Raw genomic sequence first — 21,265 nt, 5'->3', positions numbered from 1 at the left:
ATTTATTTAGTTTAAAAATTAATATCAATTACCTCTGCATAATATCCAGGACTTACGCACAAAGATTATCTGTGGAGATTGGGTGTAAGGGTGAAAGGGTTTGGGGTGTAAGGATTTTGAATCAGTATACCCCTGAACCCCTACACCCTCGCCACAACCCTTGGTTTTTCATTTTGATGCGTAAGTCCTAATATCCTACTGGCGTGTCTAGCCTTAAATGTTGCATTCAAAAACCTATTTCATCCGCGTAGCCTACGGCAAGCCGTTTGCGCGTCCACATTTGCGGTTAATTTTTCCAATCTAATGCACTACTTTAGCCTTGCCACGCCAATACGATAATTTTTATTTTTACCCTATGAATCACCTCTCAGGGTGTTGTAGGAGAAAGAGTTAGCCCATTAGCAGTTTCACTAGCGTCAATACAAGTATCTAACGCCTGCATTGGTGTTAAAGGAATTTCCCGACGCAAACCAACCACACAGTCAGCAAAAGTGATAGGTAATAAACTACGACCACAATAATTTAAAACGGCTGAGTTAATTTCTTCTTTGGTATTGAGACTGACACCAACCACACAACTGGCTAATTCTTTAGGACGACGCGCCCTGGAACAGTAAGCCAGCGCATCAGTTGGGCTAATTTTTGTTCTTTGTTTAATGGTTGCTACACAAGCAGATAAATCTCTGGGACGTATGGCTGTCGCACAACCTTGGGCTGCGGCTGCTTGGGTGACACCTGCTTTTAAAAGTTGCGCCGCACATGCACGGTAACTTTCATGGTCATCGGAAAATATGATCAGTGCTGGGCTGGGAAGACTAGAGATCAACAGTCCTGCCATAGCCAAAACAGGTGTAGTCCAGCGCATACTTTTGGTGTTGAGTATCCCAGAAATAGACTGATCTTGAGGCTTTCTCGCTTTACTCGCTTTTTGTGTTTCCATTGCCATTGTTCCAAAACCCTCAGTTATGCTAACTCAAATGTAAGCCAACTCTGCTTGACATTCTCAATTCTGTTGTCATGGCAAATTGCTGAGTGCTGAGTTCTTAGTATTTTTTAGAGCTTCAGCCGCAAACATAAGCTGAGATTATGCTTCGACCGCTATAAATTCGGATATTTATAAATTTTTGATGATTAAATTTCGGATTTTTGGCATTTTTCATTTACAGATATTTATAATAGTATGTCTGGGTAAAGTTTAAACAGGATTAAATTAAGGAAACTCATGTCCCGATACAGAGGGCCACGCCTCAGAATTGTACGTCGCTTAGGCGAATTACCAGGATTAACTCGTAAAAGCGCAAGACGCGCCTATCCGCCCGGTCAACATGGTCAGAACCGCAAAAAGCGTTCTGAATATGCTGTCCGTCTCGAAGAAAAGCAAAAACTCCGTTGTAACTACGGTCTAACAGAAAAGCAACTGCTACGCTATGTCCGTAAAGCCAGACGTGTTACTGGTTCTACCGGACAGGTGTTATTGCAACTGCTAGAAATGCGCTTAGATAATACCGTTTTCCGCTTGGGTATGGCTCCCACAATTCCAGCAGCGCGTCAGCTGGTAAATCACGGTCATGTCACAATCAATGGTCGTGTAGTTAATATTCCCAGCTATCAGTGCCGTCCTGGTGAGGTAATTGCGGTTCGTGATACAGCACAATCACGGAAGTTGGTAGAAACTAACTTGCAATATCCCGGTTTGGCTAACCTTCCCAGCCACTTGGAATTTGATAAGAACAAGTTAGTTGGCAAAGTTAACGGTGTCATCGAACGCGAGTGGGTGGCTTTACAAGTTAACGAACTGCTGGTTGTGGAATACTATTCACGACAAGCATAAGGAAGTGCTGAGTGCTGAGTGCTGAGTGCTGAGTAATTAAACAGCCTCAAATCTCAGAACTCATTACTCAACAAAGTTTTATCCGCCAATTTGCGACATAGTACGGCTGTATGTGCCTGTAGTACCAGAGTCGCGGCCTTTAAAGTTAATTTCTGGCTTGATGGCTAATAAGTGTCTCACCTGTTCTCGTAACTCGTGGATGCTGACACCAGAACGCAGGGCAGTTTTTAAATCTAATTGACCAGTTTCATTTAATAAGCAGGGACGTAACCAACCATCGGCGCTGAGTCGCATCCGGTTACAACGATCGCAAAAACATTCTGACATCTGACTAATAAATCCTAGCGTGCCTTTCGCTCCCGGAATTTGAAAAACATCCGCAGGCCCGCTACCACGAATTTGTGATTCTGTCAATCCCCATTGTTTGCGAATGCGTTGGCGTAAATCCGCAGAAGATACCCAACCGCGATCGCCAAATAATTGCCAATTACCAATCGGCATAAATTCAATAAACCGGACGTGCCACTGTTTGTCAATGGTGAGGGCAGCTAAATCGAGAATTTCGTGGTCGTTAACACCGGGGATCACCACTACATTCAGCTTCAGAGGGTTGAATCCCGCTTTGTAGGCGGCTTGAATACCATCCCAGACTTGTTGCCAGCGAGAACGTCCATGATTGCCGATAATTTGATCAAAGATATCAGGATCAAGGGAATCTAAACTAATATTTATTCGGCGTAAGCCAGCTTCATAAAGATTTTTGGCGATGGGTGCAAGTAAAAACCCATTAGTTGTCATAGATAAGTCTTTAGTTTCCCTGAATGATGCGATCGCTTTAACTAAATCTACTACACCAGGACGCAGTAGAGGTTCGCCCCCAGTTAAACGAAATTGCGTAAAACCGACAGGGATAAACACCTCTTGAATCAAAGTCAGTAGTTCCGCGTCAGAGAGTAGTTGTTGCTTGAGGGCATATTCTAGTTCTGCACCCTCCGGCATACAGTATTGACAGCGAAAATTACAGCGATCGATTAAACTAATGCGGAGATAGTCTACCTGGTTCATTTTAAGGAATTTATTTCTATTGTATTTTCCGCATTGCCCATCTGACTTTCATAGCTATCAAGCATAAGAGTGCAAGATGAATAAAGACGCAAAGACTTGCGCCCTCAGATTTTAGTATATTTAACCGAATATAGCAGAAGGCAGGAGGAAAAGTCTTACTATCCCTTGCATTCAAGCTTTCAAACTCTCCCCTAGTTGGCTGACACTGGCTGGGGGATTTTTTTTTGGTAGATGATGCTTGTTGTGAAAAATTATTCCGGGAGATGCAGTTTGAGAACAGAACAATTAATTGGTAGATGCACCCTGATAACTTTCTCCCTAGCTGGCTAACACTGGCTGGGGGATTTTTTTTGGTAGATGATGCTTGTTGTGAAAAATTATTCCGGGAGATGCAGTTTGAGAACAGAACAATTAATTGGTAGATGCACCCTGATAACTTCTCCCCTAGTTGGCTGACACTGACTGGGGGATTTTTTTTGGTAGATGATGCTTGTTGTGCAAAATTGTTCCGGGAGATGCGATTTGAGAACAGAACAATTAATTGGTAGATGCACCCTGATAACTTTCTCCCTAGCTGGCTAACACTGGCTGGGGGATTTTTTTTTGGTAGATGATGCTTGTTGTGAAAAATTGTTCCGGGGGATGCGATTTGAAAACAGAACAATTAATTGGTAGATGCACCCTGATAACTTCTCCCCTAGTTGGCTGACACTGACTGGGGGATTTTTTTTGGTAGATGATGCTTGTTGTGCAAAATTGTTCCGGGAGATGCGATTTGAGAACAGAACAATTAATTGGTAGATGCACCCTGATAACTTTCTCCCTAGCTGGCTAACACTGGCTGGGGGATTTTTTTTTGGTAGATGATGCTTGTTGTGAAAAATTGTTCCGGGGGATGCGATTTGAAAACAGAACAATTAATTGGTAGATGCACCCTGATAACTTCTCCCCTAGTTGGCTGACACTGACTGGGGGATTTTTTTTGGTAGATGATGCTTGTTGTGCAAAATTGTTCCGGGAGATGCGATTTGAAAACAGAACAATTAATTGGTAGATGCACCCTGATAATTTTCTCCCCTAGTTGGCTAACACTGGCTGGGGGATTTTTTTTGTAGATGATGCTTGTTATCGAAAATTGTTCCGGGAGATGCAGTTTGAGAACAGAACAATTAATTGGTAGATGCACCCTGATAACTTCTCCCCTAGTTGGCTAACACTGGCTGGGGGATTTTTTTTGGTAGATGATGCTTGTTGTGAAAAATTGTTCCGGGAGATGCGATTTAAAAACAGAACAATTAATTGGTAGATGCACCTGATAACTTACTTCCCTAGCTGGCTGACACTGGCTGGGGGATTTTTTTTGTAGATGATGCTTGTTGTGAAAAATTGTTCCGGGAGATGCGATTTAAAAACAGAACAATTAATTGGTAGATGCACCTGATAACTTACTTCCCTAGCTGGCTGACACTGGCTAGGAGGATTTTTTTACTAGCAACATCTCAGCAGAAGTAAAGTAATTATATATGTTTTCTGCGGAAGATGTTAATTAAATCTCGAACTAAATAATTTTTATAAATGCACCCTGATAAATAAATCTCCTAGTTATCTGACATTACTGGGAGATTTTTTGATATTTGGTAAATAGCAACCATGATTATTGCATATTTATTCGGAAGATATTGATAAATTCTCGAATAAATATATTATCAATCGACGCGCCCTAATAACTAACTCCCCTATGCACTGGCCATAACTGGTAGATTTTTTTATGCTGTTTTAGCAGCATACTGATTTTTGGAATTTTTATCCGGAACATACTTCTAAATCCTGGAAACAGATTATTGGTAGTTGTACTAAGATAACTAACTTTCCTGCTTGGTAGATACAACTATATTTTTACTTTTGAAGCACCCAAAAACCTTTATGGTAATTGTTCCGGAAGACTTTGCTAGACCTTGGAACAATTAATTGGTAGATGTACCCTGATATCTAACTCCCTGGATTAACTAACACTTACTTGGCGATTGTTGAGACAATTATTGTCTTTTGTTGGTAGTTGCTTAGGCGTATATTCTAGCGTAAGTTTCAGACAATATACTAGTGCAAATAGTGTTTTTTGACTATCAGTGTCAGCATTTATTGACTTAACTTCCATCTGAATCTTCGCAGTTATCATGCCACCGATAGAGTTTATCAAACACTTTTAGTGTTTATTAAGATAAAACTCACTTATTTACCTTCTACTATTCACAAGTAGGAGATGGATTGTGGAAATATTTTTGCGATCGCTCAGTTGCTTTGCAGAAGCTACCCTGGATGAGAATCGTAAGTTTGTACATCCTATCATAGTTTATAGTCAGATTTCTACTGATTTGTCAAAACCAGATTACAGATTGCTAAAAAATTAATTTTTTTGAGTTCATTGCCCCATCTGGAACAAAGTCATAGCTTAGGTTTTGGCTAAATTCCGTCGCCTAGTCAACAGCTTTTCCACACTATGAGTATTTCCTGAAAATTATTTTTTTTGGATAAAACTCTCAATTTCGGACTTTAATTTTCATTAATTGCGCTATCCTGGGCGCTCATCCTTTAGTAAGATGCTTACTTTGAATAAGTATGATACGATGTATTGCCTATTTTCAGGGAGGCGCAAAATTATATGAGTTTATCTGTAATTAAATTTTCGTCTGAAGACTGCGGCATTTGCCATAAAATGGCTTTTTATGACCAAAAAGTAGCCGAAGAATTGGGTTTGCAGTTTATTGATGTGAAAATGCAAGATACAGCCACTTATCGCAAATATCGGAAAATTTTGCTCACCCAGTATCCCGATAAATCAGAAATGGGCTGGCCTACTTATATTATTTGTGATGCGCCAGAGGGAGAATTTCAGATTATTGGTGAAGTCAAAGGCGGACACCCCAAAGGAGAGTTTAGAACTCGTCTGCAAGCAGTTTTAAATCCTACTGCTAATGAGAATTAAGGATTTCAAAAGATTTTACTTCTAAGACTGGGCCAATCATTGCTGCTGTCATGATATCTTCACGCACCTGTCCTGTGACTTTAGCTTGCTGCCCAGTTTTGAGCAAGCTTTTATCAGCGCCTTTGAGAATTTCATAAGTCACGCCGTCACCTGAGACTAAAGCCCAAGCGCCCATACCAATATCTCGACGTTCAATAGTACCTGTAATTGTGATGCTCATAAGATGGGGGAGTAGGGAGTAGGGAGTAGGGAGTGGGGATTTTTCACTACTCACTACTCCCCACTCACTATTCCCTGATATTTTATGCCACTTGTCTTTCGTTGTTAACTGCCAAACGGGCTAGTCCGTAACAGAGTAAAGCATTAACAATGAGGAATGTTCTTGCTAAGTTACCGCTACCCAAACCCCAAACGGCTGGATCATAAATGGCACTGACTGTCAAGCAAGCAGCCACACCTAAAGTAGAACCAACGGCAAACCATTTCCAACTAGGATGTCCTAGCAGGAATACAACTAAAACAAGCGGAATCAAGACACTGGCAAATACAGGATTAAAAGCATCTGTACCTTGTAGTGTGTTACCCAACTCAGGTAGAGAACTGCCTAACAGGCGGAAAGGCCACTGGGGTAAATCAAATATATAGATACCTTTGAGGAAAAATAACCCAGAACTACCAAAAGTTAAGCCACTAAATAAAGCCCAACTCCAGGTAAAGGGGAAATAAACCCGTAAAAACCAAGCCAGTAAATAGGAACCGACTACCATTAAAATCTTTGGCAACAGTGCCACTGCACCGCCATCTATCCAAAAGCCGGGGTTAATATAACCGTTATCGCGCAACCACCGGAAGAAATCGGGGAAACTGAGTTGTCCTTGGGCTGCTAGTTTAACTGCGGCTTCGGCGTTGAGTTGTCCAGCACCGTAATAGTTCAACCCATCATCTTGAATAACTCTAGCTGACTGTTTGAGAACTTTTAAAATGTCATCGGGGTTTTCGATACCTTTGGCTTTGATTAAAGCCGCTACACCTGCAACGTGAGGCGCAGCCATACTTGTACCTTTGAGTCCCAAAAATTCACTTTCGCCATTTTCGTTGATGGTTTCTTGCAAAATCTTGCCAGTGTCACTACCACCAGGGGCGGAAATATCTACGCCAGCACCATAGTTAGAGTAGTCTGCTTTTTCACCTTCTGGGCCGAAGGCGGAAACACCAATCACATGGGGGTAACGGGCGGGATAGCTTGCACCATTGGCACTTTCATTACCAGCCGCCGCAATGATGACTACACCTTTTCTATAGGCATAATCAATAGCATCTTTCATTAACTGGCTTTCACCGCCACCACCCAAGCTCATATTAATGACATCTGCACCTTTATCGGCGGCAAATTTAATGGCTTCGGCAATATCAGCAACTGTACCACCACCATTTTCATTTAAAACTTTGAGTGGCATAAGAGTGGCTTCGTAAGCAACACCCGCGACACCATATTGATTATTGGTAGCTTGGGCGACTGTACCTGCAACGTGTGTACCATGACCATAGTCATCGGTGGCTTGTTCTCGGTCATTCACAAAATCGTAGCCTTTGACAAATTTGGTCTCTTTTAAGTCGCGTACTTGCGTAACACCAGTATCAATGACTGCAACGGTGATGCCGCTACCTTTGGTTTCCGTCCACGCGCCTTCAATGCCGATTTTGTGGAGGTTCCACTGCTTGCTGTAATATGGGTCGTTGGGGCCGATTAAGGAAGGTTTGACTTCTTTATTTTGGGGCGGGGTGAGTTCTCCAAGAACGGTGGTTTGAGGTTCTGGGGGAATTCTATAGATGTAATTTGGTTCAATAAATTCTGTGGCTTTGGCAAACTGAGATTTTTTCAGTTGTTGCAGCCTTTGGCGATCGCCTTTGATAATATACACATTGTCTTGTGCAGAAAATTTATTATCTAATTGGGGTGTGACGTTGTATTGTTGAGCGATCGCTTGCAAGTCTCGGTCTATTTCATCTTTAGCAATATCTTCCCGAAAATCAAGCACAATCGTTTCAAAATCACCTTTGGCTGCTAGTCCCTGAAAATTTAAAAATCCAAAAACAGCAGCACCCAGCCCAATAATAAACAGGCACAATAATAATAGCCTTCTCATATTAACTCGTTAACGCTTTTGCCAGTTTGCTCACTAACATAACTTATTTACATCCCTGATTGGTGTAATTGTCACTTTAGTTAGTTAAACCTTCACTTACGACTCAGGATTTGTTAAACGATGGAACGTGGTCTTTTATGGTTGCCTTTGTTGATAGCGTTTTTTTGGTTAGCTTGGCAAGGATCTAAAGAATATCAAAAGGTCGAAGCTTACCGAACTTGGGCAGCACAATTTGAACGAGCCAAATATGATATTTATGCTGTATTAGGTCAAAAAGACAACAATCTTACTTGGGGTAAACCCACAACTAAAGGCCCAATCAATGTAGAAACTTTTTCTTTACTTGATGTCAAAAAAATCAATCTTTTGGTCAACGATACAATCGTTAATATAGAAGCACCACCCGCCAGAGGTCGAGATATCAAAATAGAATTTGTTATTGCTGAACCCGCTAAATCTGTACTTGTCCCATTTACAGAAATTCCCTTAGCCACCCAATGGGCTAAATATTTACAGGGAGCATTACAAAATTTACGCGGGGAACAAAGTTAATCTTCCCGCCGTCATCAGTTCTAGGAAATTGCAAGGTATATTGAGAAGCAAAGCAAAATCAGATCCCCGATTTATTATATAAGTCGGGGATCTAATTTCCTGAGCATTTTTCCAGCAAATATCTTAACCAAATGAATTAATTTTTTTGCAAAATTTTGGGAAATCTTGTCTAGAGAAATTGTAGTTAAAAACAGAAATAAAAAATCATTCATCTTGGTCAAGAGATGAGAATTGGTTATGCAAAAAAATATTGCTGTTTTGGGTGTCTTATTACTTCTTAGTGCTTGTAGTTCTAGTATTGACGGCATCTCTCAAGCTACAAATACCGTGAAAGCGAAAGTAGAAAACTGTCCCCAAGCTGAGGTTGTGGCTTTACCAGGACAAAAGCCAAACGAAGGCTTTTATGACAGGTTTGATTGGCATATTCGCAATATCATAGCGAATGATGACACGATTAGATTTCAAACTTTAAAGCAGGATTTTGTTTTCTGTCGAGCTAATAATACTTGGACAGTCCAAAAAGGAACTTTACCCAAAGACTTACAACCACCAAGCAACTATACTGCTTTTGCCCAAGAGATAGTAAATCCCAAGTTCAAAAATATTAACTTGCAGGGTAAAACTTATCAGTATCGGGTGATTCAAGAGCCAAATTATTCTTTAAATTCTGATAATAATCTCTCCCGCCCAGAAGTCAAAGATCCAACCAAAGATAAAATTGTTTTTGAATTAATTACACCTAATAATAAAACTCCTCAACGGCAAACTTTATACACCCTTAAAGATTTGCAAAATGCAGCAGTAAAAGCCGGATTTTCGGCTGAAGGAAATTTGTTAGGTGTGCCGAGAATTACATCTAATTTAATTTATGGCGATCAGATTTGGTGGTCAATTGCCTTTGAGCAAGGTGAAGGTAACAACGGTATTGCCACCATTGTTAGTTATGACCCAAAAACTGATAAATTTAGCTTAATTCAACCAGAAGCCTTGGCATTTACACAAATCACAGATTTAGCCATTACTGGTGATGTTAATAGTCCAACTTTTTGGATGGGTACTAATGTGAGTGGTGAAGGAAATCTCTACATTCCCGCCAAGGGATTAGTTGCTTATCGTCCTGATGGTTCTTTAAGTACATACACCACACATAACAGTCCTTTAGTTGGGGCAATTCCTGACAAAATCAGAGTAGAAAATAACAGTCTGTGGGTGAGTAGTGCTAACGGTGTTTGCCAAGTGAAATGGCAAGCTGCTGATAACCCAGAGAGTTGGTCTTGTTGGCGCTTTACTGCAATGGCTAAAGTGCCAGAAACATTACCAATTTACAGTGCCTCAACTAATCAAAAGTCTGCTGCTTCTTTATCAGCTAATCAGACTGTAGAAGTTTTGTGGTGGAGTCCTGTAAATTTCCAAACGAACAAAGGACGTTACGAGGTGACATATCCTCAAGGCTTCACAGCAAAACTCAATGAAGGTGCAAGTAAGTATGAGTTTGGGCGTTCTTTACCCGCAGGAAAAACACCTATTGAATGGCCTGGTTTTGAATGGCACTGGAATGGACAACGCTTTATTCGTGCCTTAGATGAAGTTTCTCTCAATTTAGTTGGCGGCGGCCCTCAAGGTATCGGTTCTGGACAACTCAACCCAAACCCAGAATTAGCAAGGAATTGGAATGCAATGCGCGGTGATTTAGAGTTACTTGATATTTCTCCCAAGTCTACCAGCGTAAAATATTACTCTGGCTGGGTTGACTCCGCAAAATTGCAACCTTATCTTACAGTTGTGCCACAAACCAGACCCCAAAACCCACAACCAAACCCTTTATTGAAGGTTAAGTGAAGTATGAAGTCTGAAGTGTGAAGTATGAAATGAAGTGACTCTAGAAGTTGTCAATGGTTATTAGTCATTGGTCATTAGTCATTCCTTCTACCTTGTCTCCCTTGTCCACCTCGTCCCCCTACACCCTCACACCCAAACTCCCCTTATGAATGCCGAAAAGACATCAAAAATACCCGTAGCTTTAACTATTGCTGGTTCTGATAGTGGCGGTGGTGCAGGGATACAAGCTGATTTACGCACCTTTGCCTTTCACTGTGTCCACGGTACTAGTGCTGTAACCTGCGTGACGGCGCAAAATACCTTGGGGGTGAGGCGAGTGGATGCAATGCCACCGGAGGCTGTTGTTGCCCAAATGCAAGCGATAGCAGAGGATATTGGCGTTATAGCTGCGAAAACGGGAATGTTGCTAAATCAAGAAATTATTGCGGCTGTGGCCAAGCAAGTAGAGGCTTTAGAAATTAATAATTTAGTGGTTGACCCGGTGATGGTATCTCGCACAGGGGCGCAGTTAATTGATGATGATGCAATTAAGACGTTATCTCAGCAGTTAATTCCCCAGGCAGTTATTATTACCCCTAACCGCTATGAGGCGCAGATTTTAAGCGGTTTCCCGATTAATACTCTAGATGATATGAGGGCGGCTGCCCAAACTATTCACCGTAATTTCAAAGCGCAAAGTGTTTTAGTCAAAGGTGGCGGGATGCAGGGCAATGCCCGTGGGGTGGATATCTGGTTTGATGGCGATTGTTTGGAACTCTTGACAACACAGCAAATAGACACGCAAAATACCCACGGTACTGGTTGTACTCTATCAGCTGCGATCGCTGCTAATTTGGCAATGGGCAAGGATTTGTTAACATCTGTCAAACAAGCAAAAGACTATGTTACAACTGCTCTTGCTTACTCACTCAGTATAGGCAAAGGTCAAGGGCCTGTAGGACACTTTTTTCCTTTGTTACGAAATTGACCTGTATTTAGTGGAATATTGTAAGTTGTTAGTTGCTTGTTATGGCGATTTTTAGGTATTGACTCGACCGAAAAAAATCTTTGCTATCTCGGCATTTATCTATTATTCTTGGGCATAGTTTCATATCTAGCCATTTCCCCTAGCATTTCTGTAAAATTCCATTACCTTAACTTTTGATACCAATTCACCGATGCGAACAACCACAGCAGCTGTTCATAGCCACTCTGCAAAACGGCCCGCTTCTCCAAATCATCCCTCCTCTGTGCCATTGTACGTATATCGGGAATTGGCAGCAGAGTTAGAAGCAACCCAAGCACAGTTAGATGCACTCAACGCGAAAAATCAACAACTGGTGCAAGAAAATAAATTTCTCCGCCAAGAAATTGCCAAAGTCTTGCAGTCTGTTTCCCAATTGCAAAAACTAGTTGATTTCCGTGTCCCCGAAAGTAAGGATAGTAACTCGCCCAGCCGTGCTAGTGGTGAAGTGAAAAATTTCCCCAAACAGCCAAAAAAAGAAGCACGTCCACGTTCACAGTCAGCGCGTCCGCGTCCAGCCGCCCCGCCAAAAGCCAAACGCCGTCCTTTTCCTTTACCTGTGGTCGAAATAGGTTCTCCTCAGCCGGAAACCATCTTTATTGAGGAACAGCCTGTCAGTTATTATTCTTCTAGGGAACCCGAAAAGAGAGAAATTAATGGTTGGGGATTAGTGATTACTATTGTGTTAGTTATGCTGACAGCTTTTGGTGCTGGGTATTTAATTGTAAGACCCTTATTTGCCCATCAAAGTAACTAATTTGGCCATGAATTGTTAACAAATCTACTTAAATATAGAATTTTTCTATCTTTAAGGTAAATCAAGCAAGTTTCACCTCACTCCTTGTATATCTCCCTATTTTGGACTTCAATCTGAATTGCTAAAACTGCATAGACAAAAACCAGACACTTTAAAAAAAGTTGCAATTATTACATTATGTTTTGGTAATCGGGTTATTGGTAAGAATGTCAGACGATTGATCTGCTTAGATAGATAAACGAACCTATTTAAGATTAAGGAGTCAAATACATGAAAAAAGTAGAAGCAATTATTCGCCCATTTAAGCTTGACGAAGTGAAGATTGCTTTGGTTAATGCGGGTATCGTGGGGATGACAGTTTCCGAAGTGCGAGGTTTTGGACGGCAAAAAGGACAAACCGAACGCTATCGTGGTTCAGAATACACTGTTGAGTTTCTGCAAAAACTGAAAGTAGAAATTGTGGTTGAAGATAACCAAGTTGATATGGTGGTAGACAAAATTATTTCTGCTGCCCGCACTGGCGAAATTGGTGATGGTAAAATCTTCATCTCTCCTGTTGAACAAGTAGTGCGGATTCGGACTGGAGAAAAGAATACAGAAGCAGTATAAGGCTAAATAGTGGCGCGAGCGATCGCGTCTATTACTGTCTAATACTTGACAAAATAGTCAGCGTTGCTGAAAGTGAGATGAAAAACATCCACAAGTTAAACTTTCAGATGTTTTTGCGTCTCTAAAATCAGCAACGCCTTCTAGAAAAATTCCAAAATCGGATTTTACTGATACCAAATTAAAAAATGATTGCGACAGATTGATGGCTCAAAAGCTTACCGATCAACCCTTACCCAATCCAAAATCTGTCTTGAAAAGTTTGCTCAAGTCGGGGAACCCGCCCACGCAACTTTTCGCAAAATCTAAAATCCAAAATGGTATGAGAAATTAGGGAAATTACTCAGTAAAAACTTGAAAAATATTTTGGTAGCCAGACTGGGCTAAATTCTCAGCTTCCCGACGTTCTTCATCGGAAAATTCACTTTGTAGTTCTTCGTCGTCAGAAAACTTAGCAATTAATTGTTCATCATCGAAAAACAAAGTTTCTCCAGAGTGGAAATACCTGATGGCTATAACTTTGTTATTTCTAAACCAGAAGCCTACCCCGTCTCCGACTTCTAAAAGTGCTTCTGAAGCTGTCACAGGTTCATTATTGATAGTACAAATTCTATAAACCACACCTGCTTTTACTTTTGTCGTTTCATCACAACCTTCAGTCATCTCTGTGAGGGACTGCATTAGCTTCTCAAACAGTTGTTTTGCACTTTCTTGATTAATTTCCTGTTTTGCGGTTACAGAAGTATCAATCACACATCTATCGGGAATACCATCACCATCATCATCAATGCGTGAGTCATTTTGTCGCCCATCATTGTCGCAATCAATTGCACCTCCAATAATTTTACTTTCTTTCACACCTGATGCTTGGAGAGTAGAGACTTGAGATGCTTGAGAGACTTGACAATTTGTAATTAAAGTAGTAAAAACTAGCAAACTCAAAGAGATTAGTTGCGGAAATAACAGTGATTTCATTACATATCTGATGTATTTGGCTAGTTTAGTTTGCCCAAAATACAACAGTTTGATTAAATATCTCTAATTCTGGACACAGAATCTATAACTTCCGAAAAATGATCGAGACTTCTATTCCTATCTCTACTCTTTTTATTGGGCTGAATGGTCTGATTGCTTTTTTTCTGTCTTATATTGTGGCTTTTGAACGCACAAAAACTAGAGTTTGGCATGGCGAATCTCAAAAAGACATTGCACAACAACCTGATCCTTCCGTTAATCCTGGTGCTTGGGCTACTTTGGTTGAACAAAGCACTCAAAAACTCTTCCCCACTCACAGTCAAGATGATGGGTTGTTGCAACGCAAGGTTCGCGCTCATGGAAATTTTGCAGAGTATGTACCTCATGCGTTACTGTTTGTACTGGCTTTAGAACTAATGCAAGTACAAACATGGTTGTTATGGCTGTTGGGATGCAGCATAACTGTAGCTCGGATTGCCCACGCATGGGGTTTAATCAAAACTTACGGCCCCTCTCCAGGGCGAGCTATTGGCTTTTTTCTCACTTGGTTTGTTTATATCGTTGGGAGCCTAGCCTGTATATATTATGGGTTGAGAGGCATTTTCTCAGGAATTTTTACATAGCAGTTGCCGTGTAAAAGTTTGACCGCCAAGTATAAAAAAGAGGCTGGAGACTAGGGTCTAGAGGGTTTGTATGTTTTTACTCAGCACTTTCTGAGTAACTATTGTGATTTATCACCACTTTCCAAAAGAGGCATAGAGTCTTTCACCCGCCGAATTGGTAAATTGGCAATCAAAGCTGTGGTTCTTTGGTTACTTTCGAGCGTAAATTCCAAGCCATCAGTTTCAATTTCCACATAACGACAGACAATATCTAGAATTTCTTGACGCATTTTTTCTAACGTCTGAGCATCTAGATCAGCGCGGTCGTGGGCTATGACTACTTGTAGGCGACGTTTAACTTGATTGCGACTGTTTTCAGGAGGTCGAGAAAAAAGTCGTTCGATAAGTTCAATGATCATTGCTAATAGATATCAGGAGACTGAAACATTAAACAATCTTTGTCCATAACAACTTACGCAATCGGGCGAAGATGTTATCTGGGGGTGCGTCGAGATCCAAGAATTCGACTGTTTCTCCTTCCAATCTCCGAGCAATATTTTCTACAGCTATAGCAGCTAAAGAGGGAGTATCCCCTAATACCAAGGGTTCGCCGCGATTGGTAGAGACAATTACACGCTCATCGTCAGGGATCACGCCAATCAAGGGAATTGCAAGCAGTTCCTGAACATCTTGGACAGACATCATATCATTTGCCCGTACCATTGCTGGTCTGATGCGGTTTATTATTAAGTGTACACGCTTAACACCTTGTGCTTCTAGTAACCCAACTACCCGGTCAGCATCTCGAACTGCGGAGATTTCCGGTGTAGTTACAATTAGGGCTTCTTTGGCTGGGGCGATCGCATTTTTAAATCCGTTTTCAATTCCCGCCGGACTATCAATAATGACATACTGATATTTTTGGGCTAGTGCATTCACCAATAACTTCATTTGTTCGGGGGTAACTGCATCTTTGGAACGATTTTGGGCTGCTGGTAGAAGTACGAGGTTAGTTTGGCGTTTGTCTTTGACTAAAGCTTGTTCTAACCGACATTCTCTAGAGAGAACTTCTACGGCTGTGTAGACAATGCGGTTTTCTAGCCCTAACAGCAAGTCCAAATTTCTTAAACCAAAATCTGCATCAACCAAGGCAATTTGACGACCCATTTTAGCCAGGGCCATACCGAGGTTTGCTGACACTGTAGTTTTACCCACCCCTCCTTTGCCGGAGGTAATCACAATAATGCGAGTCATGTTCAGAGTTGCGAGCGATGAGGGTTCAGGAATTATAATAGATATTTATGGTACTGGATTTATCCTAGCTAATTGATTTCTAGAAAAATCCGTAGCCCTAGCGATGCGAATTCCTTGCGGCGTGATATGTGCCACTTCGGGAGAAAATTGTGCTGGTAGCTTCTCTGGCGCTCTAGCTACAGCATCGGCGATTCGCAATTGAGTTGGTTCCATTTGCAAAGCCATAATTAGGCACTCACGGTTCCCCCCAGCACCAGCATGAGCAATTCCACGTAAACGCCCCCAGACTAAAATATCTCCTTCTGCAACTACGATACCACCTGGATTGACATCTCCTAGCAAAATTACTGTGCCGGGATGGCGAATTTCCACTCCCGAACGCACTGTCATTTCGAGATAAAGTGCATCGGCGTGGGTGGTAGGTATGGCTTGGGGTTCAGAACTGAGGGAAGTTTGGGGCTGTAGTTGTTCTACAGAATACCCTGATGTGACAGCAGCGATCGCAGTTTGTCTACGACTCGTGGCGACATACTTGAGTTGGAGTTGGACTTCACTAAAGCTGTCGGCTAAATCTTGTAGTTGTCTGCTATCTAACAAGCGGTCATGGGCGATCAAATGCACTGGTGTATTTGGTATCCTTAAGCGATCGCCTGCATTTAATCGCACCTTTAACTGTTGCCAAATATCAGACCAAGCCAGTTCCGAAGCAGGTAACTGGGATTCTGTCGGTAAAATCACTAACAGTTTGCCGTCTTCATGTTTGAACTGGACTTGGATATGATTTTTGAGTCGATTGTCTACTTCGGTTTCTGTCACATCCCAAAGAGTAGAACTCGCATCTGTATAGGGGACTTCAGCATTCGCTTCTAAGTCCTTAGCCAAATTTAATTCCAATTCTTCTGGTGCAGGATTTAACTCTACATCCAAAAGTGGAGCATTTGACTCTGATTCTTCGGGGACAGATTCTGGATTTAACACTAAAGGCGGAGAATTTGATTTTAAATAAAGGAGAACAGATGATAATTCCGTATCTGGAATCACAGAATGGGGATCTGGCTCAAAAACGGTAGAATTCGGTTCAATCTGAGAAACCGTGGAATTTACATCTATTTCAGATAGATGAGTGATGGATTCTGCATCAGGAAGCGCAGAATTTGACTCTGGATTGGGGATAGCAAAATCAGAAGTCATGCAGCACCAGCCATAAACACAACGGAAACTCCGGGTAATTACTTATCTTAAATTAGTTACTCGACGGAACAACATTCTCACCCAAGAAAGTTATGAGGACTGAGTACTGTCAACGCTTCTGTGATCTCCCGGAGGATGCACCAACAGCTGCGGCTCAGAACTTTTGAGTTTTTCACTGAACTCATGTTTCTGAAGTATTTCAGAACAAACATTTTGTATCAACCCTGATTTATTATTCTTAACTAGACATACGGACAGCTATTAGGCATACATATTGCACTGTTTTTTGCAGATTGTCATTAGTCAAGAGTCAAAAATCAACTGAAGTATGAAGTATGAAGTATAAAATTAATTCACTCATCAAGGAATAAGTCGTAAGCCGTTTTCAGTCAAGAGTTCACTAGAAAAAAGGTGATTTTATCAATATCCAATGACAAATAACGTTTGCAGAACAAACTCATAGACCAGGATGAAATTTCAGACTTCAGACTTCACACTTCATAATTCTTTAGTTAACCGTTGATAAACTGTTGCCAAGGCATTAGCATCGCCAACATTACCAGGAAATAGTACAACTGGTAAATTGGGAAATTGGGGATGGTTAGCAGGTGTAATTACCATTGAACAACCAGCGAGAATTTGTCCGAGTAATCTGGCGGTTGTTAAAGCCAAGCCAGTACTCAAAACATCATTAGAGGTAATTCCACCTTTGCTAATTAAAAAGCCAATATCAGCAGGTAAGCCCCGCACAATATCCATCAATAAACTAGAAACTTGAATCCCAAAATCTAACCGCGTTTTAACATCATTAAAGGTGAGTTCTTGACGACTAGTATAAACAACAGGTGTTTTGCCAGCGTTATGTACAGTCTGAATATTTGCTAATGTCTCAGTCAGCAAAGTAGTAGCAGAATTTTCTTGATGATCGAGTAATCTTTGTACCTCAACTTCAATTCCCACTGTTCCTGCTGTTTGCAATAAAGCTTCTAACTGTTGAGTTGTTTTTTTGACATGGGAACCGACAATGACTGCACCCGGTTTACCTTGGCGCACGTATTTAGCCATGTTTTCGGACGCAATCGGTTGGGGAGGTAAGGCAGCCAAAGCTGTTAAAATACTGGCGGCGCTACGAAATAAAAAGCGTTTACCTTGGCTGGCGGCGGCTAATAAATCTTTGGCGAACATATCCAGGTCAGCTTGAGTTTCACCATCAACGACGGCGCACTGATTACCAGTGAGTTGCAGCAAGCGTTCTAAGCTACCAGCACGAATATCAGCCAGTAAAAAGCGGGTGACAGACTCCGCGCTGATGCGCCCTTGAGTCTTTTCTTCAACATATTTGGGTAAGTAACTGTGATGATAACCAAATACAGAATCGCGGGCAAACTCAGTTTCATGTACTGGAGTTGGGACACCATCAATAATTAAGTAATGGATACTGTCACAGGTGATGCGTCCGCCTTCTCTTCGAGAGGCTTCGCCAACAAAAAATGCTGGTACGAGAAAATGAGCATCAAAAGAACCGAGTTCATCGGCGATCGCATCCGTCTCAATGGGATAATGACCGCGTAAAGTAGAATCGGAACGGCTAACAACCAAAAAATCGTTAACTCCTTCAGCCGCTATTGCTTGTTTTAAATTTTGACAAACTTCTCTAGTTACAGCTGCGGCTGACTCTGGAGGTAAGGCGCGGGTGTTAGTCAGGACAAAAAAAATCGGTGATTCATCACGCAAACCGATGCGTAAAGTATCCACATCCCAGCGCATCAGCAGCAAGCAACTGTGGACTGTTTGCGAACCAGTAGGATCATCATCTAAAACAATTATTTTGGGTTTGTTACTCATGAGAGTCAGCAGCGCAACTGTTGTGTGGGATATTTCAGACTTGAGAGAATAATCTGCAATAATTTAGCAGTTAAATATATGCCAGATGGAATAGTGAGTGTTTAGGTTGGCAGATTTGCTAAATTATTTGCCAGCAATTTTTCATTATCTCGCAAAAATGGTATATTCCCGTTCTAGTTAAAATATTAGATGTACTATCTTCTTTTGTGGACTTAGCAATCATAATATGACGCTGCAAAAATTAGAGCCAGAATTACTTGCCTTGACACCAAACGAGAAAGCACAAGCAATTCAAATACTTGCTCAAAGTTTAGGTAACTCTTGGCGAGGTATTGAAAAAACTCCTGGTGTATGTGGTGGAGATGCTTGTATTGCTAATACACGTATTCCTGTGTGGGTATTAATAAATGCTAGAAGATTAGAGATTAGTGAAGCTCAATTGTTGAAAGATTATCCAACTTTATCGGCAACTGACTTAACTAATGCTTGGGTTTATGCCACAGTCTACCCAGAGGAAATTGAAACAGCCATTCAGGAGAATGAAGAAGATTAATGGCTCGTTTGTATGCAGATGAACAATTTCCCTTAGAAGTTGTTGAGTACTTGCGTGATTTAAAACATGATGTGCTAACTGTTCAAGAAGCTGGCAAAGCTAATTTAAAAATTCCCGATGATGAAGTTCTAACATTTGCCAGCAATAACGAGCGAGTTGTTTTAACCCTCAACCGTCGGAACTTCAAACGCTTGCATCGTTCATTTACCAGTCATGCTGGTATTATTATTTGCACAGACGATTCAGAACGCAGTAGTTTAGCTGCACGAATTCATGCAGCAATATTAGCTAACGAACCGTTATTAGGTAAATTGATTAGTGTGGTACGTCCTAACAAGTAAAAGCTTATAATTTACTTTTATTATTGAAATGCTTACTTACTTCTTGTAACTTAATTAGAAAAACAGCGATCGCAGGGAAAAATCCAGAGGAATATTCTTATTTGCGTTATGAGTACTCAAATCACTATCACCTTACCAGATGAGATTTACCAACATGCTGAACGTTTTGCGAAATTGGCAAATCGGGATGTTGCTAGTATTTTGGCAGATACAATTCAACTGTCCATTCCATCTGTGAGAGCAGAAGTTAATAATTTAGAACCTGTCTCAGTTCTTGCCAATGAACAAGTTCTGGCTTTGACCGAATTGCAAATGGAACCCGAACAGGATAGCAGATTGAGTGAATTACTTGAGCGTCAACAAGCAGGGACTATTACCGATAATGAGCGTCCAGAGTTACAAAACTTGATGCAAATTTATCAAGAAGGACTCTTACGGAAAGCAACTGCTCTACATGAAGCTGTCAAACGTGGATTAATTGAGCCTTTAAGTCAGTGAGCCAAATTCCAGAAGCAGTCCGTGTAAGAATCAGAACACAAGCCAACAATCAGTGCGGTTACTGCCGCAGTCTTCAAAAGTATGTTCTAGGCATTCTCGAAATTGAACACATTGTACCCAAAGCAGCAGGTGGTACTGATGATGAAGAAAATCTCTGGCTTGCCTGTCGGTTATGTAATTCCTACAAAGGTATTCAAGCCTATGCCAAAGATCCCATAACTAACTCTAAAGTCAAACTATTCAACCCTCGTCAACAAAAGTGGTCAGATCATTTTACTTGGACAGACGATGGTAGTCAGATTGTAGGTTTAACTACCTGTGGTCGCGCGACTGTTTTAGCTCTGCAATTGAATAATCCCTATGCTGTTGTTGTCAGACAAGCTTGGGTTTCCGCAGGCTGGCATCCTCCAGTAGAAATCTGAGCAAAATTGCGGCAATGCAATCTTGAATTAAGGCTTTTGCAACTTTCTAATTTCGGCTTGTACATCAAGAGCAATCTGTAATGATTGATTGAGTAGTTGAGCATATTCGCCAGCTTGGGTACTGACTTGTAAGGCTTGCAGATTGGCTAAATTATTCACAAATAATTCTTGATTATTCGCCAGGAGTTTTTTATTGTCCCGTAAAACTCGCTCGGTTTTTAAGGCGCGGACTAAATCTTCCCGAATTAATTGTAAGGCTGAAATTACTTGTTCTCTGTCGTTGAGGGCGTTATTTGAGGTGGCTAATTGGTCGTGAATATCTATGGCGTTAATCACAGCATGATATTGATCGACTTCATCTAAAAGTATGGTGAGTGCTTGCGGACAAGTGAACTTGCGCCAGAGCGATCGCCCAACAAGTACAGCCAACGGTACTAAAATTAATAAAATAATGCCTAATGTGATGGAAGAACCAATAGTTGGCAAAATAATAAACGCATAAATAAAACCCACAATAATTGGTGTGAGTGCTAAAGCCACCAGCAATTCGTTGATTAAAAAGCCAAATCGCTTTTCTTTATCTTTCATAACCGAAGGCCGGAAAACATCTTCTGGGTCAAACCCAGTCAAACGCCTCAATTCTCCCTTACTAATTTCTAAGCCCAGTAAATCCGGCTGCACTGCTGCATACTCCTTGAGAAAGTGCGATCGCGTTTTCATTGTAATCGGCTATGGGCAAGGTCGTACATCCATCTCGGTAGATCAACAATCAGAAAAGGCGCAGAGTACACTCGAATTTCT

At 41.2% G+C, this 21,265-nt stretch carries 22 protein-coding genes; 12 read left to right on the top strand and 10 right to left on the bottom strand.

Annotated features, from left to right (window positions below; all coding sequences use genetic code 11):
* Positions 1 to 367 precede the first annotated feature (367 nt).
* Positions 368 to 940, bottom strand: a complete 573-nt coding sequence (locus tag H6G77_RS03690) for a hypothetical protein (RefSeq protein ID WP_313954477.1) — start codon at positions 938 to 940, stop codon at positions 368 to 370.
* A gap of 282 nt (positions 941 to 1,222) precedes the next feature.
* Here H6G77_RS03690 and rpsD point away from each other — a divergent pair, with 282 nt between their 5' ends.
* Positions 1,223 to 1,831 carry a 30S ribosomal protein S4 gene (rpsD, locus tag H6G77_RS03685; protein WP_190591905.1) on the top strand — a complete coding sequence of 203 codons (609 nt, stop codon included), beginning with the start codon at positions 1,223 to 1,225 and terminating at the stop codon, positions 1,829 to 1,831.
* A gap of 78 nt (positions 1,832 to 1,909) precedes the next feature.
* Here rpsD and moaA read toward each other — a convergent pair whose 3' ends face one another.
* Entirely contained in the window at positions 1,910 to 2,896 is a 987-nt protein-coding gene (gene moaA, locus H6G77_RS03680; protein ID WP_190870864.1) for a GTP 3',8-cyclase MoaA, read from the bottom strand.
* Positions 2,897 to 5,555: 2,659 nt separating this feature from the next.
* Between moaA and H6G77_RS03675 the strand changes: the two genes are divergently transcribed.
* Positions 5,556 to 5,879 (top strand): thioredoxin family protein, encoded by a 324-nt coding sequence (locus H6G77_RS03675; RefSeq protein WP_190591902.1) that lies wholly within the window; start codon positions 5,556 to 5,558, stop codon positions 5,877 to 5,879.
* Here H6G77_RS03675 and H6G77_RS03670 read toward each other — a convergent pair.
* Both H6G77_RS03670 and H6G77_RS03665 read right to left on the bottom strand, forming a co-directional pair.
* Positions 5,866 to 6,099, bottom strand: a complete 234-nt coding sequence (locus H6G77_RS03670) for a hypothetical protein (RefSeq protein WP_190671034.1) — start codon at positions 6,097 to 6,099, stop codon at positions 5,866 to 5,868. The genes H6G77_RS03675 and H6G77_RS03670 overlap by 14 nt on opposite strands.
* 82 nt (positions 6,100 to 6,181) lie before the next feature.
* Complete coding sequence (locus H6G77_RS03665; RefSeq protein ID WP_190671032.1) at positions 6,182 to 8,026, bottom strand: S8 family peptidase; 1,845 nt, start codon at positions 8,024 to 8,026, stop codon at positions 6,182 to 6,184.
* A gap of 120 nt (positions 8,027 to 8,146) precedes the next feature.
* Between H6G77_RS03665 and H6G77_RS03660 the strand changes: the two genes are divergently transcribed.
* From H6G77_RS03660 to H6G77_RS03640, 5 genes are all read left to right on the top strand, one after another.
* Positions 8,147 to 8,578, top strand: coding sequence for a hypothetical protein (locus H6G77_RS03660; protein WP_190591899.1), 432 nt, complete (start codon positions 8,147 to 8,149; stop codon positions 8,576 to 8,578).
* Between the two features lie 237 nt (positions 8,579 to 8,815).
* Positions 8,816 to 10,417 (top strand): hypothetical protein, encoded by a 1,602-nt coding sequence (locus H6G77_RS03655; protein ID WP_190870863.1) that lies wholly within the window; start codon positions 8,816 to 8,818, stop codon positions 10,415 to 10,417.
* A gap of 145 nt (positions 10,418 to 10,562) precedes the next feature.
* Positions 10,563 to 11,384: a bifunctional hydroxymethylpyrimidine kinase/phosphomethylpyrimidine kinase gene (gene thiD / locus H6G77_RS03650; protein ID WP_190870862.1), complete on the top strand. Its 822-nt coding sequence runs from the start codon at positions 10,563 to 10,565 to the stop codon at positions 11,382 to 11,384.
* Positions 11,385 to 11,574: 190 nt separating this feature from the next.
* A complete protein-coding gene (locus tag H6G77_RS03645; protein WP_190870861.1) occupies positions 11,575 to 12,177 on the top strand; it encodes a hypothetical protein in 603 nt (200 codons plus the stop codon).
* 270 nt (positions 12,178 to 12,447) lie between these two features.
* Positions 12,448 to 12,786, top strand: a complete 339-nt coding sequence (locus H6G77_RS03640; protein ID WP_015111218.1) for a P-II family nitrogen regulator — start codon at positions 12,448 to 12,450, stop codon at positions 12,784 to 12,786.
* A 336-nt stretch (positions 12,787 to 13,122) separates the two neighbouring features.
* On the opposite strand, the gene H6G77_RS03635 is transcribed toward H6G77_RS03640, so the two are convergent.
* Entirely contained in the window at positions 13,123 to 13,758 is a 636-nt protein-coding gene (locus tag H6G77_RS03635) for a hypothetical protein (RefSeq protein ID WP_190870860.1), read from the bottom strand.
* Between the two features lie 98 nt (positions 13,759 to 13,856).
* Between H6G77_RS03635 and H6G77_RS03630 the strand changes: the two genes are divergently transcribed.
* The gene (locus tag H6G77_RS03630) at positions 13,857 to 14,381 is read left to right on the top strand and encodes an MAPEG family protein (protein WP_190671024.1); all 525 of its coding nucleotides are present in this window, start codon (positions 13,857 to 13,859) and stop codon (positions 14,379 to 14,381) included.
* Between the two features lie 98 nt (positions 14,382 to 14,479).
* Here the strand turns inward: H6G77_RS03630 and minE are convergent, their stop codons facing one another.
* From minE to H6G77_RS03610, 4 genes are all read right to left on the bottom strand, one after another.
* Positions 14,480 to 14,779, bottom strand: a complete 300-nt coding sequence (gene minE / locus H6G77_RS03625; protein ID WP_190671022.1) for a cell division topological specificity factor MinE — start codon at positions 14,777 to 14,779, stop codon at positions 14,480 to 14,482.
* Between the two features lie 28 nt (positions 14,780 to 14,807).
* Positions 14,808 to 15,614: a septum site-determining protein MinD gene (gene minD, locus H6G77_RS03620; RefSeq protein WP_190591893.1), complete on the bottom strand. Its 807-nt coding sequence runs from the start codon at positions 15,612 to 15,614 to the stop codon at positions 14,808 to 14,810.
* 45 nt (positions 15,615 to 15,659) lie between these two features.
* On the bottom strand, positions 15,660 to 16,805 hold the full coding sequence (gene minC, locus H6G77_RS03615) for a septum site-determining protein MinC (RefSeq protein WP_190870859.1): 1,146 nt from the start codon (positions 16,803 to 16,805) through the stop codon (positions 15,660 to 15,662).
* 498 nt (positions 16,806 to 17,303) lie between these two features.
* A complete protein-coding gene (locus H6G77_RS03610; RefSeq protein ID WP_190870858.1) occupies positions 17,304 to 18,650 on the bottom strand; it encodes a four-carbon acid sugar kinase family protein in 1,347 nt (448 codons plus the stop codon).
* Positions 18,651 to 18,876: 226 nt separating this feature from the next.
* Here H6G77_RS03610 and H6G77_RS03605 point away from each other — a divergent pair, with 226 nt between their 5' ends.
* From H6G77_RS03605 to H6G77_RS03590, 4 genes are all read left to right on the top strand, one after another.
* The gene (locus H6G77_RS03605) at positions 18,877 to 19,203 is read left to right on the top strand and encodes a DUF433 domain-containing protein (protein ID WP_190870857.1); all 327 of its coding nucleotides are present in this window, start codon (positions 18,877 to 18,879) and stop codon (positions 19,201 to 19,203) included.
* A complete protein-coding gene (locus tag H6G77_RS03600; RefSeq protein ID WP_190870856.1) occupies positions 19,203 to 19,544 on the top strand; it encodes a DUF5615 family PIN-like protein in 342 nt (113 codons plus the stop codon). The genes H6G77_RS03605 and H6G77_RS03600 overlap by 1 nt, the downstream gene beginning before the upstream one ends.
* Before the next feature lie 108 nt (positions 19,545 to 19,652).
* On the top strand, positions 19,653 to 20,042 hold the full coding sequence (locus H6G77_RS03595) for a hypothetical protein (RefSeq protein WP_190671018.1): 390 nt from the start codon (positions 19,653 to 19,655) through the stop codon (positions 20,040 to 20,042).
* Positions 20,039 to 20,464: an HNH endonuclease gene (locus tag H6G77_RS03590; protein ID WP_190870855.1), complete on the top strand. Its 426-nt coding sequence runs from the start codon at positions 20,039 to 20,041 to the stop codon at positions 20,462 to 20,464. Before H6G77_RS03595 ends, H6G77_RS03590 begins: the two co-directional genes overlap by 4 nt.
* Positions 20,465 to 20,491: 27 nt before the next feature.
* On the opposite strand, the gene H6G77_RS03585 is transcribed toward H6G77_RS03590, so the two are convergent.
* Positions 20,492 to 21,145, bottom strand: a complete 654-nt coding sequence (locus tag H6G77_RS03585) for a hypothetical protein (protein WP_190591992.1) — start codon at positions 21,143 to 21,145, stop codon at positions 20,492 to 20,494.
* Positions 21,146 to 21,265 lie beyond the last annotated feature (120 nt).

This window comes from Aulosira sp. FACHB-615 (assembly GCF_014698045.1).
Lineage (GTDB): Bacteria > Cyanobacteriota > Cyanobacteriia > Cyanobacteriales > Nostocaceae > Nostoc_B.
Note: the sequence above shows the minus strand (reverse complement) of the source record. Positions and strands in the feature narration are given on the sequence as shown.